The organism is Nocardioides cremeus, from assembly GCF_030518195.1.
Classification (GTDB): domain Bacteria; phylum Actinomycetota; class Actinomycetes; order Propionibacteriales; family Nocardioidaceae; genus Nocardioides; species Nocardioides cremeus.
Genome location: NZ_JAULSC010000009.1, coordinates 103,496 through 117,758, shown reverse-complemented (window position 1 = coordinate 117,758; position 14,263 = coordinate 103,496). Strand labels below are relative to the sequence as shown.

Below are 14,263 nucleotides of genomic sequence, written 5' to 3'. Positions count from 1 at the left end.
CACGCGTCGTACGCCGCCGGCGCGCTCAGCCCAGCACGCGCAGCGCGCCCGGCACCGCCTCGATCTCCAGCGGCAGCGCGCCGAACCGCTCGCCGTCGGCGTACCCGACGATCCCGGGCGCCGAGACCCGCACCCGCCGCACGCGGTGGTGCTCGTAGGCGGGGTGGGACCTGACGCTGCCGGTGAACAGCCGGGGGTAGGTGCGCACCAGCGCCGGCTTGCTCATCGGCTTGATCACCACCACGTCGAGGAGGCCGTCGTCGAGCAGCGCCCCCTCGGTGATCCGCAGCCCGCCGCCGAAGGACGGGCCGTTGCCCACCGAGACCATCATCGCCTCCAGCTCGCGCGTCGCGCCGTCGAGCTCGAGGACGTAGGGCAGCGGTGCGAAGGTGCGCAGCTCGGCCAGGGTGGCAATGTTGTAGCGCATCTGGCCGTGCGGCCAGGTCATCCGGTTGGCCCGCTCGTTGACGACCGCGTCGAAGCCCGCGCAGAGCACCGTCACGAAGCAGCGCCCCCCGCTGTCGCGGGCCAGGTCGATCGCCCGGCTGCGGCCCGCCAGCACCGCGGCGGCGACCTGGTCTGCGGCCGCGGCCGGGTCGCGACGGGGCAGGTCGAGGTAGCGAGCCACGTCGTTGCCGGTGCCGGCGGGGACCACGCCGAGCGGGGTCGCGGAGCCCGCGAGCACCTGCGCGGCCAGGTGCACCAGGCCGTCCCCGCCGACGACGACCAGGGCCTGGACCCCGGACGCGACCGCGTCGGCGGCGAGGTCGGCCGCCTCGGCCGCGTCGGCGCCCTGCAGGTCGCGCACCGCGAGGCCGGCCGCACGCAGCCGGGGCAGGGCGGCGCTGCGCGCCGCGGCGCCACGCCCCTTGCCGGCGGTCGGGTTGGTCAGCAGCGCGATCTCGCGCGGGGGCGGCATCCGCCGACCCTAGCGCTCAGCCCCGGCCCGGCCCGGCGTCGTGGCCGATGCGCAGCAGCACCGCGTAGTGCTCCGGGGACGCGCCGACGGCCTTGGCCAACCGGCTCAGCGCGTCGAGCGCCAGGTCGGCGTTGAACGCGGTGCCGGGCACGGCGAGGGTCAGCGGCGAGCCCTCGGTGGCCAGCAGCAGCACCTGGCCGTGCCGCCACGCGAGGTGGGCTCGCGAACGGGTCTGGTCGTCGAGCACCGGTCGCGGGTAGGCCTCGTCGACGGCGAGCAGGTCACAGGCGTGGTGGTCCTGCTCCCCCGGGCCCTCGAGCCGCCCGGTGACCCGGTGGCCCGTGCGCAGCCCCGAGCCCGCCCGCCACGTCACGTCCTGCTCGCCCAGCCACTCGGGCAGGTCGAAGGGGTCGACCTCGGTGACCGGTCCGGCGTCGTCGGCGGGCCGGCTCACAGGGGCGAGGCCTCGTCGGGCGAGAGCCCGGCGTTGATCTTGCGCTTGGCGCGCCGGCGGTCGTTGAAGCGGGCGATGATCTCGGCGATGAAGAACAGCACCACCATCGGCACCGCCATGAACGTCATCGTGAACGGGTCGGCCGAGGGGGTCGCGATCGCGGCGAAGATGAAGATGCCGATGACCACCCAGGGCCGGTGCTTGCCCAGGCTCGCCCCGGAGACCACGCCGGCCAGGTTGAGCAGCACCACGAAGACCGGGATCTCGAAGGCGATGCCGAAGACCAGCAGGGTGCGGGTGAAGAACTGCAGGTACTCGGAGAACTCGACGATGTTGACGATGCCCTCGGGGTTGAACCCGATCAGGATCTCCAGGCCCTTGGGCAGGGTCAGGTAGCCGAGCATGATCCCGCCCAGGAAGAGCGGCCCGGCGATCGCGGCGAAGACCCGGGTCCACTTGCGCTCGTGGGCGTGCAGGCCGGGCAGGATGAAGGCCCAGATCTGGTAGAGCCAGACCGGGCTGGTGGCCACCAGCGCGGCGAAGCCGCACAGCTTCAGGTAGAGCAGCAGGCCACCGCCCGCGCCGCTGGTCGAGGGGAAGGTGACCTCGTCGCCGAGCTTCTCCCGGGCGCTGTTGTAGGGCCCCAGGACCAGGTCGAAGAGCTGGTCGAAGAAGAACAGGGAGACCGCGACGGCCAGGACCAGGGTCAGGGCGACCTTGAGGACCCGGGCACGCAGCTCACGCAGGTGGTCCGAGAGCGCCATCCGGCCGTCGGAGCCGACAGGGTGCATCGGCTTGCCGAGGAAGAGCTTGGCGATCCCGGAGAGAGTCGACACGAGGGCAGGGCTGTATCAGGCGAGAGCGCTGGGCGGACCCGGCGGCTCAGCCGTGGTGCTTGTCGGCGGAGTTCGGCGTGGTCGCGGTGCCCGTCTGGGGACCGGCCTCGTCGGTGCGCGCCGGCGGCAGCTCGCTGGGCGCCGGGTCGGGCGTGACCTTGGCCTGCGCCACGTCGTCCTGGTCGTCCTTGTCGTCGTCGCGCAGGCCCTTGGTCTCGGACTTGAAGATCCGCAGTGCCTGACCCGTGCCGCGGGCGAGCTCGGGCAGCTTGGCGGCACCGAACACGATGATGACGATGGCCAGGATGACCAGCCACTCAGCACCCTGGGGCATTCCGATCATGGGGGTCATGGAGCTTCACTACCTTCTGTCGTGTGGGGGTCGCACGCGAACGGCTCGGCCGGCGGCACGAACATGTCCATGCTACGTGAGGTGTTCGTAGAGACCGAGCGTCCGGCTTGCCTCGTCGAGGAACGTGTCGGTGAACTCTTCGGGTCGCACCACCCGCGCGTGGGGCGCCAGGCGCAGCAGCAGCCGGGTGAGCCAGCGCCGGTCGGCGACCAGCAGGTCGATCTCCCAGGGTGCGTCGGGGCCCTCGCCGAGCGCCCGCACCTCCTCGACCGGGTAGTAGTCCACGACCCAGCGCGCAGGCGGCGCCAGGCGCAGGGTGGCCACCGTCGTGGCGCTGGAACGGGCGAAGAGGCCCTCGGACAGGTCGCGCGGCGGCTCGGGCTCCGTGGTGGTGCGGGAATCGAGCACGTCGGCGGCGCTGACGCGGTCGAGCCGGAAGAGACGCGGTGCGTCGGCGCTGTGGCAGTAGGCGTCGAGGTAGCTCCACCCCTGCCCGGTCACCACGCCGCGCGGGTCGACGACGCGCACCGACTCCTCGTCGCGCGCCGGCACGAAGTAGGTCAGGCGGACCTGGCGGCGCTGGGTGGCGGCCTCCTGCAGCCGCCGCGCCAGCAGCGCCGTGTCGACGTCGGCGCCGTCGCGGCCGGGGTCGATGCGCGCCGAGCCGGCCTCCGCCGCGGCCGCCTCGAGCTTGGCCAGGGCACGGTCGACGACCTGGCGGGTGTCCTGGCTCGCGCCGTTGCGCAGCGCGCGCAGCGCCACGATCACAGCGCTGGCCTCGGTCGGGGTCAGGCGCAGCGGGCGGGCGAGGTAGTCGGCGTTCGAGATCCGGATGACGCCGTCGCCGCCCGGATCCTCGAGGGCGTCGAGGTCGACGTCGATGAGGTCGTCGGGGTAGCCGCCGGGCAGCCCGCACATCAGCAGGACCTTGAGGTCCTTGAGCAGCTGGTGGGGGCTGACGCCCAGCGCGACGGCGGCCTCGTCGAGGCGCACCGAGTCGCGGGCGTGCAGGTAGGGCACCAGGGTCAGCAGCCGGGCGACCTGGTCCTTGGCGCCCGAGGCAGCCGGGCGCGGCGTCGGCTCGCTCATCGACCCTCCCCCGCGATGATCTCCAGCGTGGTGCGCAGTCGCGCCACGACCTCGGCCCGCAGGTCGAGGGGCTCCTCGACGACCACGGCGCTGCCGTGGCCCAGCACCTCGTCGGCCAGGCCGAGCGAGCTGCGCGTGAGCACCAGGCGGTCCCACGTCGTGGCGTCGTCGGGGCCCACCACGTCGGTCTCGATGCTGTCGGCGCCGCGCCGCAGCAGGTGGCCGGCGCCGCGGCGCACCAGCAGCACCGCCTGCTCCGGCGCGGGAGTCGGGGCCAGCCGCCGGGTCAGGGCCTGCAGGTCGGTGCCCGGAGGCACGTCGTACGCCGCCGCGGGCCCGCGGCGCCGCGCCTGCCCCTGCACCCGCGAGAGCCGGAAGACCCGCTCCTCGCCACGGTCGGTGTCGTGGCCCACGACGTACCAGCGGCCCGAGTGCCGGGCGACGCCCCAGGGCTGCAGGTGCCGGGTGGTGGTCTCGGCGGAGCCGGCGGTGCGGTAGTCGAACTCGACCTCGCAGCGCTCCTGGGTGGCCTCCCAGAAGACGTCGAAGGACGGCTCGTCGGCGCTCAGGCGCGGCTCGACGATGTCGAGGGCGCTGACGTCGACGTCGATGCCGGCGGCGCTCAGCTTGCGCACCGCGTCGGTCGTGGCCTCGGCCAGGCGCGCGTGCTGCCACACCCGGGTCGCCAGGCCGATCACCGCCGCCTCGTCGGCCTCGAGCTCGATGGCGGGCAGCCCGAGCTGCTCGGGCTGGATGCGGTAGCCGGGCTCGTCGTCGAAGTAGGCGTCCATGTGGCCCACCTCGATCGGCACCCCGAGGCTGCGCAGCTCCTCCTTGTCGCGCTCGAACATCTTCTCGAAGGCGTCGTCGGTGGAGCCGGGGTAGAGGATCGAGCGGATCCGCTGCTTGGGCACGAAGTGGCGCTGGACGAGCAGCATGATGAGCAGGTTCATCAGCCGCTCGCTCTTGCGTACCGCCGCCATGCTGCCCCTCCCCTGCTCGTCTCGTCGTGCTACGTCGTGCGCGTCGTTCTGGTGCCGGCTACTCGGCCGCAGGGCTCTCCTGCTCGCTCGGCGACCCGGAGACCGCGGGGCTGGGCGCCTCCGGCTCCTCCTCGCTGAGCTCGGGCAGCTCCTCGTCGGCCGCCTCGTCGGCGGTGTCGGCCGCCGCGGGACGCGGGGCCACGCCGAGGAGGTCGACGAGGAAGTAGATGGTGTCGGTGCCCTTGATCTTGGCGTCCTCGTTGCCCTTCGGGCCGTAGCCCAGCTCGGGCGGGACCACCAGCCACACGCGGCTGCCGACCCGCTGGCCGGCCAGGCCGCGGTTCCAGCCCTCCACGAACCCGCCGGGCCCGAGCGTGCCGACGAGCGGGGTGGCACCGAAGCTCGTGTCGAACGGCTTGGGCTTGGCGTAGACCGAGCCGAGGTAGTCGACCATCACCGAGTCGCCCTTGCGCACCACCGGGCCGCCACCCTCGACGACCGTCTCGACCTGCAGCTCGCCGGTCGGCTTGGGGATGCCCATGAAGCGCATCGCCTCCGGCAGCCCGTCCTCGTCGAGCACCAGGTCGGGCGCGATGCCCTCGCCCTCCTCGGCGTAGGGCACGTCGACCGGGGTCGGGCCCAGCACGTCCATCACCAGCAGCAGCGGGTCCTTGTTGTTGACGCCCAGCGCGGCGTTGCCGACCTCGCCGAAGAGCTCGGAGGACTCGAAGCCCACCACCACGCGGTCGCCGACCTGGCGCCCGGACAGCGCCTCGGTGAAGACCTCCGGCAGCTCGCCCGAGCCCAGGTCGAGCACCTCGGGGGTGGCCTCGGCGTAGGTGCTGATCGCCGTGGACTCGTCGAAGCCGTTGCTGAGCAGGTACTGCACCAGCACCGCCGAGTCGTCCTCGAGCTCGGGACCGTCGCCCTCCTCGAGCACCTCGACCTCGACGTCGCCGGTCTGCTCGACGTCCTCGGTCCACTCGACCTCGGGCTCCTCGCCGACCTCGCCGGTGACCTCGACGGAGGACACCACGCTGCGCACGTCGTCGGAGCCGTCCGAGCCGCACGCCGCCAGGGCCGGGATCAGCAGGGCAGGTACGAGGAGGGCCATCGGCCGACCGGGGCGTCGCAACACCGGGAACATCCTTCACGTCGCAGGACTCGGGGGCGCCACCGCGCTCGCGCCGGTGACCACGGGCACCCTATCCGCCCGGCACCAGCCGCCGGGCCCGGGGCTACATGCCCTCGATGAGGCGCTGGACCCGGTCGTCGTAGGCCTTGAAGGGGTCCTTGCACAGCACCGTGCGCTGGGCCTGGTCGTTGAGCTTGAGGTGCACCCAGTCGACGGTGAAGTCGCGGCGACGCTCCTGGGCGCGGCGGATGAACTCGCCCCGCAGGCGTGCTCGGGTCGTCTGCGGCGGCACCGACTTGGCCTCGAAGATCTTCAGGTCGGTGCTCACCCTGGCGACCTGGCCGCGCTTCTCGAGCAGGTAGTAGAGGCCGCGCCCGCGGTGGATGTCGTGGTAGGCCAGGTCGAGCTGGGCGACCCGGGCGTGCCCGAGCGGGAGGCCGTGCTTGGCCCGGTAGGCCTCCATCAGCTTCCACTTGATGACCCAATCGATCTCGCGGTCGACCAGGCCCAGGTCGTCGGACTCCACCGCCTTGAGGGTGCGCTCCCACAGGTCGAGGGCCTGCTCGATGACCGGGGTGCTGATCTCGCGCCGGTCGACGAAGTCGCGCGCCCTCGACAGGTACTCCGCCTGGATCTCCAGGGCGCTGGCCTCGCGGCCGTTGGCCAGGCGCACCTTGCGGCGCCCGGTGGTGTCGTGCGCGATCTCGCGGATCGCCCGGATCGGGTTCTCCATCGTGAGGTCGCGCATCACCACGCCCTCCTCGATCATCCGCAGCACCAGGTCGCAGCTGGCGACCTTGAGCAGGGTGGTCGTCTCCGACATGTTCGAGTCGCCCACGATGACGTGCAGGCGCCGGTACTTCTCGGCGTCGGCGTGCGGCTCGTCGCGGGTGTTGATGATCGGGCGCGAGCGGGTGGTGGCGCTGCTGACGCCCTCCCAGATGTGCTCGGCGCGCTGCGAGACCGAGTACGACGCGCCGCGCGGGGTCTGGGTGACCTTGCCGGCCCCCACGATGATCTGGCGGGTGACCAGGAACGGGATCAGGATGTCGGCCAGCCGGGAGAACTCCCCCGCCCGGCCCACCAGGTAGTTCTCGTGGCAGCCGTAGGAGTTGCCGGCGGAGTCGGTGTTGTTCTTGAACAGGTAGATCTCGCCGGCGATGCCCTCGTCGTGCAGGCGCTGCTCGGCGTCGAGCAGCAGGCCCTCGAGGACCCGCTCACCGGCCTTGTCGTGGGTGACCAGCTCGGCGATGTCGTCGCACTCCGGCGTCGCGTACTCGGGGTGGCTGCCCACGTCGAGGTAGAGCCGGGCGCCGTTGCGCAGGAAGACGTTGCTGCTGCGTCCCCAGCTGACGACCTTGCGGAACAGGTAGCGCGCCACCTCGTCGGGGCTGAGCCGTCGCTGCCCCTTGAACGTGCACGTGACGCCGTACTCGTTCTCGATCCCGAAGATCCGGCGGTCCATGGGTGAACACTACGACCAGGGTGGTCGTCGTGGGGGGACCTCGGCTCAGGGAGCGATCGGCGGCTCGTCGTCGCTCGCCGACGACGCAGCGGGCCCAGCCGATCCGGAAGCCGCCGCGGGCTCCGGGGACAGCTGTGCGAGCACCTGCTCGATGCGCGCCGGGCTGAGCCTGCGGAACTTGCGCGGCTGGGTGCGGGTGCGGTCGAGGACGGCGACCTCGAGGTCCTGGGCCGGGATCCGGCGGTCCTCGGTCTCGTTGTGGCCCAGCGCGGCCACCGCCAGCGCCAGGGCGCTGTCGAGGTCGGCGTCGGGGCGGTAGTGCTCCTCGAGGTAGCCGGCGACCGACTCGGCCGCGCCGCCCATCACGGCGTACTGGTGCTCGTCGGCGACCTGGCCGTCGTAGGTCAGCCGGTAGAGCTGGTCCTCGGTGCTGCTGCGACCGATCTCGGCGACGAAGAGCTCCACCTCGTAGGGCTTCTCCCCACCGCTGGAGAAGATCGTGCCCAGGGTCTGGGCGTAGGCGTTGGCCAGCCCACGGCCGGTCACGTCACGACGGTCGTAGGCGTAGCCGCGCATGTCGGCCAGCCGGACCCCGGCGATGCGCAGGTTCTCGAACTCGTTGTAGCGACCGACGGCCGCGAAGGCGATCCGGTCGTAGATCTCCGAGACCTTGTGCAGCGCCTGCGAGGGGTTCTCGGAGGCGAAGAGGATGCCGTCGGCGTACTGCACGGCCACCACCGAGCGGCCCCGGGCGATGCCCTTGCGGGCGAAGTCGGCCCGGTCCTTCATCAGCTGCTCGGGCGAGACGTAGAAAGGAGCGCTCATCGGCTCAGGCACCTCCGGTCAGCGGGGCGTGGGGTCCGTCGGGCCGGCCCATCCGGCCGGCGATGACGCGCTCGGAGACCTCCGCGACGCGGTCCTCCTCGATCGTGCGCCCGCCCTCGGCGCTGATCAGGTGCACCATCGGGAAGATCCGTCGCGCGACGTCGGGCCCGCCGGTGGCGGAGTCGTCGTCGGCGGCGTCGTAGAGCGCCTGGACGGCCAGGGTGATCACGTCGTCCTCGCCCAGGTCGGGGCGGTAGAGCTTCTTCAGCGCGCCCCGGGCGAAGAGCGAGCCCGAGCCCACCGCGTGGTAGCCGGTCTCCTCGTAGCGCCCGCCGGTCACGTCGTAGCTGAAGATCCGTCCGGCCGCCGCGTCGACGTCGTACCCGACGAAGAGGGGCACCACCGCGAGGCCCTGCATGGCCATCCCGAGGTTGCCGCGGATCAGCGCGGAGAGCCGGTTGGCCTTGCCGTCGAGCGAGAGCCTGGTGCCCTCGATCTTCTCGTAGTGCTCCAGCTCGGTCTGGAAGAGCCGCACCAGCTCGACGGCCAGCCCGGCCGTGCCGGCGATGCCGGCGGCGGAGAACTCGTCGGTGGCGAAGACCTTCTCGATGTCGCGCGAGGCGATGATGTTGCCCATCGTGGCGCGCCGGTCACCGGCCAGCAGCACGCCGCCGGGGTACGTCGCGGCCACGATCGTGGTGCCGTGCGGCGCCAGGTCGTGGGCCTGCCCCGCCGGGAGCGTGCGGCGCCCCGGCAGCAGCTCGGGCGACTGGGAGGCCAGGAAGTCGGCGAAGGACGACGTGCCGGGCTGCAGGTAGCCGGCCGGCAGGCGCGGGTCGCCCCCGCTCACTGGCCGCCCTTCTGGATGAACGACTTCACGAAGTCCTCGGCGTTGGACTCCAGCACGTCGTCGATCTCGTCGAGGATGTCGTCGACGTCGCTGTCGAGCGCCTCCTTGCGCTCGGCGACATCGGTCTCCGGGGCGGTCTCGACCGACTCCTCGGTCTCCGTCGACTTGCGCGGCTGCTTCTGCTCCTGGGCCATGCTCCGACCCTAGCCGACGGCACCGCCTCAGCTCGTGAGGGCCGCGAAGAGCTCGGAGGCCGTTGAGCAGCGGTCGATGAGGTCGCCGACGTGGGCCCGGCTGCCGCGCAGCGGGTCGATGGTCGGCACCCGCTGCAGCGACTCGCGCCCAGGCAGGTCGAAGATGACGGAGTCCCACGACGCCGCGGCCACCGCGTCGGGGAACTTCTCCAGGCAGCGGCCCCGGAAGTAGGCCCGCGTGTCGTGCGGCGGGTCGTGCATGGCGTCCTCGACCGAGGCGTCGTCGAGCAGTCGCTCGATGCGCCCGGCCCGGACCAGGCGCTGGTAGAGGCCCTTGTCGGGGCGGATGTCGGAGTACTGGTAGTCGATGAGCTGCAGCTTGGCGTCGTCCCAGGCCAGGCCGTCGCGATCGCGGTACTGCTCGAGCAGCTTGAGCTTGGCTACCCAGTCGAGCTCGCCGGCCAGCGACATCGGGTCGCGCTCGAGCCGGTCGAGCACCGACTCCCAGCGGGCCAGCACGTCGACGGTCTGGGGGTCGGCGTCGCTGCCGAGCCGGTCCTCGACGTACTTGCGGGCCAGGTCGAGGTACTCCATCTGCAGCTGCACCGCGGTGAGCCGGCGCCCGTCGCGCAGGGTGAGCAGGTGCGTGAGACCCGGGTCGTGCGAGACCGCGCGCAGCGCGGAGACGGGGCTCTCCACGCTCAGGTCCGCGTCGATGAACCGGTCCTCGATCATCGCCAGCACCAGTGCGGTGGTGCCGACCTTGAGGTACGTCGAGACCTCCGCGAGGTTCGCGTCGCCGATGATGACGTGCAGGCGGCGGTACTTCTCGGGGTCGGCGTGCGGCTCGTCGCGGGTGTTGATGATCGGCCGCTTCAGGGTGGTCTCGAGACCGACCTCGACCTCGAAGAAGTCGGCGCGCTGGCTGACCTGGTAGCCGTGCTCGCGCCCGTCGGGGCCGATGCCGACGCGCCCGGCGCCGCACACGACCTGACGGCTGACGAAGAAGGGCGTCAGGTGGTGCACGATGTCGGCGAACGGGGTGGAGCGGCGCATCAGGTAGTTCTCGTGCGCGCCGTAGGAGGCGCCCTTGCCGTCGGTGTTGTTCTTGTAGAGCACGATCGGTGCCCCGCCGGGCATCTGCCCGGCGCGCCGGGCGGCGTCGAGCATCACCAGCTCGCCGGCCTTGTCCCAGCGCACGATGTCGAGCGGGGTGGTGACCTCGGGGGTGGAGAACTCCGGGTGCGCGTGGTCGACGTAGAGACGGGCGCCGTTGGTCAGGATGACGTTGGCCAGCCCCAGGTCCTCGTCGGTGAGCTGGGACTGGTCGGCCACCTGTCGCGACATGTCGAAGCCGCGGGCGTCGCGCAGCGGCGACTCCTCCTCGAAGTCCCAGCGGGCCCGGCGCGCCTTCACGGTCGCCGTCGCGTAGGCGTTGACCACCTGCGACGAGGCCACCATCGGGTTGGCGCTGGGCTGGCCGGGCACCGAGATGCCGTACTCGACCTCGGTCCCCATCACCCGTCTCACACTCATGCCCCGAGCCTACGCGGGTGCCGTCGCGCGGCCCGGCCGTAGGCTCTGGGCCATGAGCATGTGGGAGGAGCGGGTGCTGCCGCACCTGGTCGACCGGGCCCTGGCCACGGCACCGGTGCAGCGGCTGCGGGCGGCCACCTGCGAGGGCCTGGCCGGCCGGGTCCTGGAGATCGGGTTCGGGTCGGGGCTCAACCTCGAGCACCTGCCCGCCGAGGTGGTCTCGCTCGACGCGGTCGAGCCCTCCGACCTCGGCTGGTCGCTCTCCGAGGCCCGGCGCCGCGAGAGTCCGGTGCCGGTGCGGCGGGTCGGCCTCGACGGCCAGCGCCTCGACGCGCCCGACGCGGCGTACGACGCCGTGCTGTGCACCTTCAGCCTGTGCACCATCCCCGACGCCGAGCTCGCGGCGCGCGAGGTGCACCGGGTGCTGCGGCCCGGTGGCCGGATGCACCTGCTCGAGCACGGCGTCTCCCCCGACGACCGGGTGCGCGCCTGGCAGCACCGGCTCGAGCCGGTGCAGCGCCGGGTCGCCGGCGGCTGCCACCTGACCCGCGACCCGCTGCGGCTGGTGACCGACGCCGGGCTGCGGGTCGAGGACAGCGAGCAGCGCTACCTGCCCGGCCCCGCGGTCGGGCGCCCGTGGTCCTACGGCTACCGCGCCGTGGCCACCCGCCCCGCCTGAGCCGAGCTCGTGCGTGCGGCCTAGAGGTACTGGCCGGTGTTGGCGACGGTGTCGATGGAGCGGCCCGGCTCGGTGCCCTGCTTGCCGGTGACCAGGGTGCGGATGAAGACGATGCGCTCGCCCTTCTTGCCCGAGATCCGTGCCCAGTCGTCGGGGTTGGTGGTGTTGGGCAGGTCCTCGTTCTCCTTGAACTCGTCGACGCACGCCTGCAGCAGGTGGCTGACGCGCAGCCCGTGCTGGTCGTGGTCGATGAAGTCCTTGATGGCCATCTTCTTGGCGCGGTCCACGATGTTCTGCAGCATCGCCCCGGAGTTGAAGTCCTTGAAGTAGAGGACCTCCTTGTCGCCGTTGGCGTAGGTGACCTCGAGGAAGCGGTTCTCCTCGGTCTCGGCGTACATCCGCTCGACCGTGGCCCGGATCATCGCCTCGACGCACGCCGAGCGGTCGCCGCCGAACTCGCCCAGGTCGTCGCTGTGCAGCGGCAGGCCGGGGGTCAGGTACTTGCTGAAGATGTCGCGGGCCGACTCGGCGTCGGGGCGCTCGATCTTGATCTTCACGTCGAGGCGTCCGGGGCGCAGGATCGCCGGGTCGATCATGTCCTCGCGGTTGGAGGCGCCGATGACCAGCACGTTCTCGAGCAGCTCGACGCCGTCGATCTCGCTGAGCAGCTGCGGGACGATGGTGTTCTCGACGTCGGAGGAGACGCCGCTGCCGCGGGTGCGGAAGAGCGAGTCCATCTCGTCGAAGAACACGATCACCGGGGTGCCGCTGCTGGCCTTCTCGCGGGCCCGCTGGAAGACCAGCCGGATGTGGCGCTCGGTCTCGCCGACGTACTTGTTGAGCAGCTCGGGGCCCTTGATGTTGAGGAAGTAGGACTTGACCTCGGTGCCCTGGCCCGACTCCGCGTTGCGCGCCGCGACCTTCTTGGCCAGCGAGTTGGCCACCGCCTTGGCGATCAGCGTCTTGCCGCAGCCCGGGGGGCCGTAGAGCAGCACGCCCTTGGGCGGCTTGAGCTCGTGCTCCTTGAACAGCTCGGGGTAGAGGTAGGGCAGCTCGACGGCGTCCTGGATCGCCTCGATCTGGCCGCTGAGGCCACCGATCGACTCGTAGGCGATGTCGGGGACCTCCTCGAGCACCAGCTCCTCGACCTCGGACTTGGGCACCTTCTCGTAGACGTAGCCGGCGCGGGCGTCGAGCAGCAGCGAGTCGCCGGCCCGGATCGTGTCACCGCGCAGCGGCTCGGCGAGCCGCACCACCCGCTCCTCGTCGGCGTTGGCGATGACCAGCGCGCGCTCGCCGTCGGCGAGCAGCTCCTTGAACATCACGACCTCTCCGACCTCCTCGAAGTCGAGGGCGGCCACGACGTTCATCGCCTCGTTGAGCATCACCTCCTGGCCGCGGGTCAGCTCGTCGAGCTCGACGCCGGGGCTGACGTTGACACGCAGCTTGCGCCCGCCGGTGAAGACGTCGACCGAGTCGTCGTCGTTGCGGGCCAGGAAGGTGCCGAAGCCGGCCGGCGGCTGGGCGAGCCGGTCGACCTCCTCCTTGAGCTTGGTGATCTGGTCGCGCGCCTCGCGCAGGGTCTGGGCCAGGCGCTCGTTCTGCGAGGTGACCGCGGCCAACGAGCGCTGGGCGTCGCTGAGGCGCATCTCCAGCCCGCGGGAGGACCCGGGGCTCTCGCTGAGACGCCGGCGCAGGTCGGAGACCTCGGCCTCCAGGAAGCGGACCTGGCCGAGCAGCTCTTCCGGGCTGCGGCCGGACGAGCGGGACTGACCGGTGTTCGAGTTGCCATCGGATGTCGACATCAGCGCACCTCCTGTGTGGAACTCGACCCTACCCGCGACACCTCGTCAAGGAAGAGGCTCGCCGAGGTGCGCGCGAGATTTGCCGGCGGCGGCGTCCTGGCGGCTCAGTCCTCGGGGGCGGGCTCCACGGGCAGCCCCGGCGGACGGGGCCCCGAGTAGTCGGGGCCGTAGGCGCCGGGCGCCGGGCGCCGGGTCTTGCGCAGCGGCTTCTGGCCCGGGGCCAGCCGGCGGGCGGTGACCAGGAACGCGGTGTGCCCGATCATCTTGTGGCCGGGGCGCACCGCCAGGCCCTCGACGTGCCAGTCGCGCACCAGGCTCTCCCAGGGCTGCGGCTCGGTGAAGCCGCCATGGGCGCGCACCGTCTCGACGAAGCGCGAGAGCTGCGTGGTGGTGGCGACGTAGGCGCACACGATCCCGCCGGGCACGAGCGCGCCGGCAGCGGCGTCGAGGCACTCCCAGGGCGCGAGCATGTCGAGGATGATCCGGTCGCAGCGCTCGCCCGAGGCCGGCAGCGCCTCGGCGAGGTCGCCGAGGGTGAGCTCCCAGGCGGGGTGGGTCTGGTCGGCGGGAGCACCGAAGAACTGGTTGACGTTGCGGCGCGCGACGTCGGCGAACTCCTCGCGGCGCTCGAAGGAGGACACCCGCCCCCAGGGCCCCACCGCCCGCAGCAGCGAGCAGGTCAGGGCGCCCGAGCCGACGCCGGCCTCCACGACGCGTGCGCCCGGGAAGATGTCGGCCATCGCCACGATCTGGGCGGCGTCCTTGGGGTAGACCACGGCCGCGCCGCGCGGCATCGAGACCACGAACTCCGAGAGCAGCGGCCGGAAGACCAGGTACTCGCCGCCCGCGGAGCTGGCGAGGGTGAAGCCCTCCTCGCGGCCGATCAGGTCGTCGTGGTCGAGGTGGCCCTTGTTGGAGAAGAAGCGCTTGCCGGCCTGCAGCTCGAAGTTGTGCTTGCGTCCCTTGCTGTCGGTCAGGCGCACCCACTCGCCCTCGCGCAGCGGGCCGCGGTGCACGCCCGACCACGCCTCGGCGGGCACGTCGGGGTACGCCGCCCCCGGCTGCTGCTCGCTCGGGGTCGGCTGGTCGATCTCGGTCGGGTTCGGCTGCTCGGGCACGGGCGAACCCTAGGCGGCGCCTC

General features: G+C 72.1%; 15 protein-coding genes. 1 reads left to right on the top strand and 14 read right to left on the bottom strand.

Annotated features, from left to right (window positions below):
- Nucleotides 1-25: 25 nt before the first annotated feature.
- From QWJ41_RS11255 to dop, 12 genes are all read right to left on the bottom strand, one after another.
- Complete coding sequence (locus tag QWJ41_RS11255) at nucleotides 26-919, bottom strand: YegS/Rv2252/BmrU family lipid kinase (RefSeq protein ID WP_302708250.1); 894 nt, start codon at nucleotides 917-919, stop codon at nucleotides 26-28.
- Between the two features lie 16 nt (nucleotides 920-935).
- Nucleotides 936-1,373 (bottom strand): hypothetical protein, encoded by a 438-nt coding sequence (locus QWJ41_RS11250; RefSeq protein WP_302708249.1) that lies wholly within the window; start codon nucleotides 1,371-1,373, stop codon nucleotides 936-938.
- Complete coding sequence (gene tatC / locus QWJ41_RS11245; protein ID WP_302708247.1) at nucleotides 1,370-2,209, bottom strand: twin-arginine translocase subunit TatC; 840 nt, start codon at nucleotides 2,207-2,209, stop codon at nucleotides 1,370-1,372. The genes QWJ41_RS11250 and tatC overlap by 4 nt, the downstream gene beginning before the upstream one ends.
- A 46-nt stretch (nucleotides 2,210-2,255) precedes the next feature.
- Entirely contained in the window at nucleotides 2,256-2,561 is a 306-nt protein-coding gene (tatA, locus tag QWJ41_RS11240; RefSeq protein WP_302708245.1) for a twin-arginine translocase TatA/TatE family subunit, read from the bottom strand.
- A gap of 72 nt (nucleotides 2,562-2,633) precedes the next feature.
- Nucleotides 2,634-3,650 (bottom strand): helix-turn-helix transcriptional regulator, encoded by a 1,017-nt coding sequence (locus tag QWJ41_RS11235; RefSeq protein WP_302708243.1) that lies wholly within the window; start codon nucleotides 3,648-3,650, stop codon nucleotides 2,634-2,636.
- Nucleotides 3,647-4,633 (bottom strand): helix-turn-helix transcriptional regulator, encoded by a 987-nt coding sequence (locus QWJ41_RS11230; protein ID WP_302708242.1) that lies wholly within the window; start codon nucleotides 4,631-4,633, stop codon nucleotides 3,647-3,649. The genes QWJ41_RS11235 and QWJ41_RS11230 overlap by 4 nt, the downstream gene beginning before the upstream one ends.
- 58 nt (nucleotides 4,634-4,691) lie before the next feature.
- Nucleotides 4,692-5,771 carry an FKBP-type peptidyl-prolyl cis-trans isomerase gene (locus QWJ41_RS11225; protein WP_302708241.1) on the bottom strand — a complete coding sequence of 360 codons (1,080 nt, stop codon included), beginning with the start codon at nucleotides 5,769-5,771 and terminating at the stop codon, nucleotides 4,692-4,694.
- A 100-nt stretch (nucleotides 5,772-5,871) separates the two neighbouring features.
- Nucleotides 5,872-7,233: a Pup--protein ligase gene (gene pafA, locus QWJ41_RS11220; RefSeq protein ID WP_302708239.1), complete on the bottom strand. Its 1,362-nt coding sequence runs from the start codon at nucleotides 7,231-7,233 to the stop codon at nucleotides 5,872-5,874.
- A 45-nt stretch (nucleotides 7,234-7,278) separates the two neighbouring features.
- Nucleotides 7,279-8,058: a proteasome subunit alpha gene (prcA, locus tag QWJ41_RS11215; protein WP_302708237.1), complete on the bottom strand. Its 780-nt coding sequence runs from the start codon at nucleotides 8,056-8,058 to the stop codon at nucleotides 7,279-7,281.
- Nucleotides 8,059-8,062: 4 nt separating this feature from the next.
- A complete protein-coding gene (gene prcB, locus QWJ41_RS11210) occupies nucleotides 8,063-8,908 on the bottom strand; it encodes a proteasome subunit beta (protein WP_302708235.1) in 846 nt (281 codons plus the stop codon).
- On the bottom strand, nucleotides 8,905-9,102 hold the full coding sequence (locus tag QWJ41_RS11205) for a ubiquitin-like protein Pup (RefSeq protein WP_193668825.1): 198 nt from the start codon (nucleotides 9,100-9,102) through the stop codon (nucleotides 8,905-8,907). Before QWJ41_RS11205 ends, prcB begins: the two co-directional genes overlap by 4 nt.
- A 27-nt stretch (nucleotides 9,103-9,129) precedes the next feature.
- Nucleotides 9,130-10,638 carry a depupylase/deamidase Dop gene (dop, locus tag QWJ41_RS11200; protein WP_302708232.1) on the bottom strand — a complete coding sequence of 503 codons (1,509 nt, stop codon included), beginning with the start codon at nucleotides 10,636-10,638 and terminating at the stop codon, nucleotides 9,130-9,132.
- 52 nt (nucleotides 10,639-10,690) lie between these two features.
- On the opposite strand from dop, the gene QWJ41_RS11195 reads away from it, so the two are divergent.
- On the top strand, nucleotides 10,691-11,317 hold the full coding sequence (locus tag QWJ41_RS11195; RefSeq protein ID WP_302708231.1) for a class I SAM-dependent methyltransferase: 627 nt from the start codon (nucleotides 10,691-10,693) through the stop codon (nucleotides 11,315-11,317).
- A 20-nt stretch (nucleotides 11,318-11,337) separates the two neighbouring features.
- Here QWJ41_RS11195 and arc read toward each other — a convergent pair whose 3' ends face one another.
- Entirely contained in the window at nucleotides 11,338-13,122 is a 1,785-nt protein-coding gene (gene arc / locus QWJ41_RS11190) for a proteasome ATPase (protein ID WP_302708229.1), read from the bottom strand.
- Between the two features lie 104 nt (nucleotides 13,123-13,226).
- Nucleotides 13,227-14,138: a tRNA (adenine-N1)-methyltransferase gene (locus QWJ41_RS11185; protein ID WP_302708303.1), complete on the bottom strand. Its 912-nt coding sequence runs from the start codon at nucleotides 14,136-14,138 to the stop codon at nucleotides 13,227-13,229.
- Nucleotides 14,139-14,263: the final 125 nt, after the last annotated feature.

What these genes read in the sequence shown, in the direction of transcription:
- dop (WP_302708232.1), bottom strand. Translation starts at nt 10,638, where the DNA reads ATGAGTGTGAGACGGGTGATGGGGACCGAGGTCGAGTACGGCATCTCG.
- QWJ41_RS11205 (WP_193668825.1), bottom strand. Translation starts at nt 9,102, where the DNA reads ATGGCCCAGGAGCAGAAGCAGCCGCGCAAGTCGACGGAGACCGAGGAG.
- QWJ41_RS11195 (WP_302708231.1), top strand. Translation starts at nt 10,691, where the DNA reads ATGAGCATGTGGGAGGAGCGGGTGCTGCCGCACCTGGTCGACCGGGCC.
- QWJ41_RS11230 (WP_302708242.1), bottom strand. Translation starts at nt 4,633, where the DNA reads ATGGCGGCGGTACGCAAGAGCGAGCGGCTGATGAACCTGCTCATCATG.
- arc (WP_302708229.1), bottom strand. Translation starts at nt 13,122, where the DNA reads ATGTCGACATCCGATGGCAACTCGAACACCGGTCAGTCCCGCTCGTCC.
- prcA (WP_302708237.1), bottom strand. Translation starts at nt 8,058, where the DNA reads ATGAGCGCTCCTTTCTACGTCTCGCCCGAGCAGCTGATGAAGGACCGG.
- tatA (WP_302708245.1), bottom strand. Translation starts at nt 2,561, where the DNA reads ATGACCCCCATGATCGGAATGCCCCAGGGTGCTGAGTGGCTGGTCATC.
- pafA (WP_302708239.1), bottom strand. Translation starts at nt 7,233, where the DNA reads ATGGACCGCCGGATCTTCGGGATCGAGAACGAGTACGGCGTCACGTGC.
- QWJ41_RS11235 (WP_302708243.1), bottom strand. Translation starts at nt 3,650, where the DNA reads ATGAGCGAGCCGACGCCGCGCCCGGCTGCCTCGGGCGCCAAGGACCAG.
- QWJ41_RS11255 (WP_302708250.1), bottom strand. Translation starts at nt 919, where the DNA reads ATGCCGCCCCCGCGCGAGATCGCGCTGCTGACCAACCCGACCGCCGGC.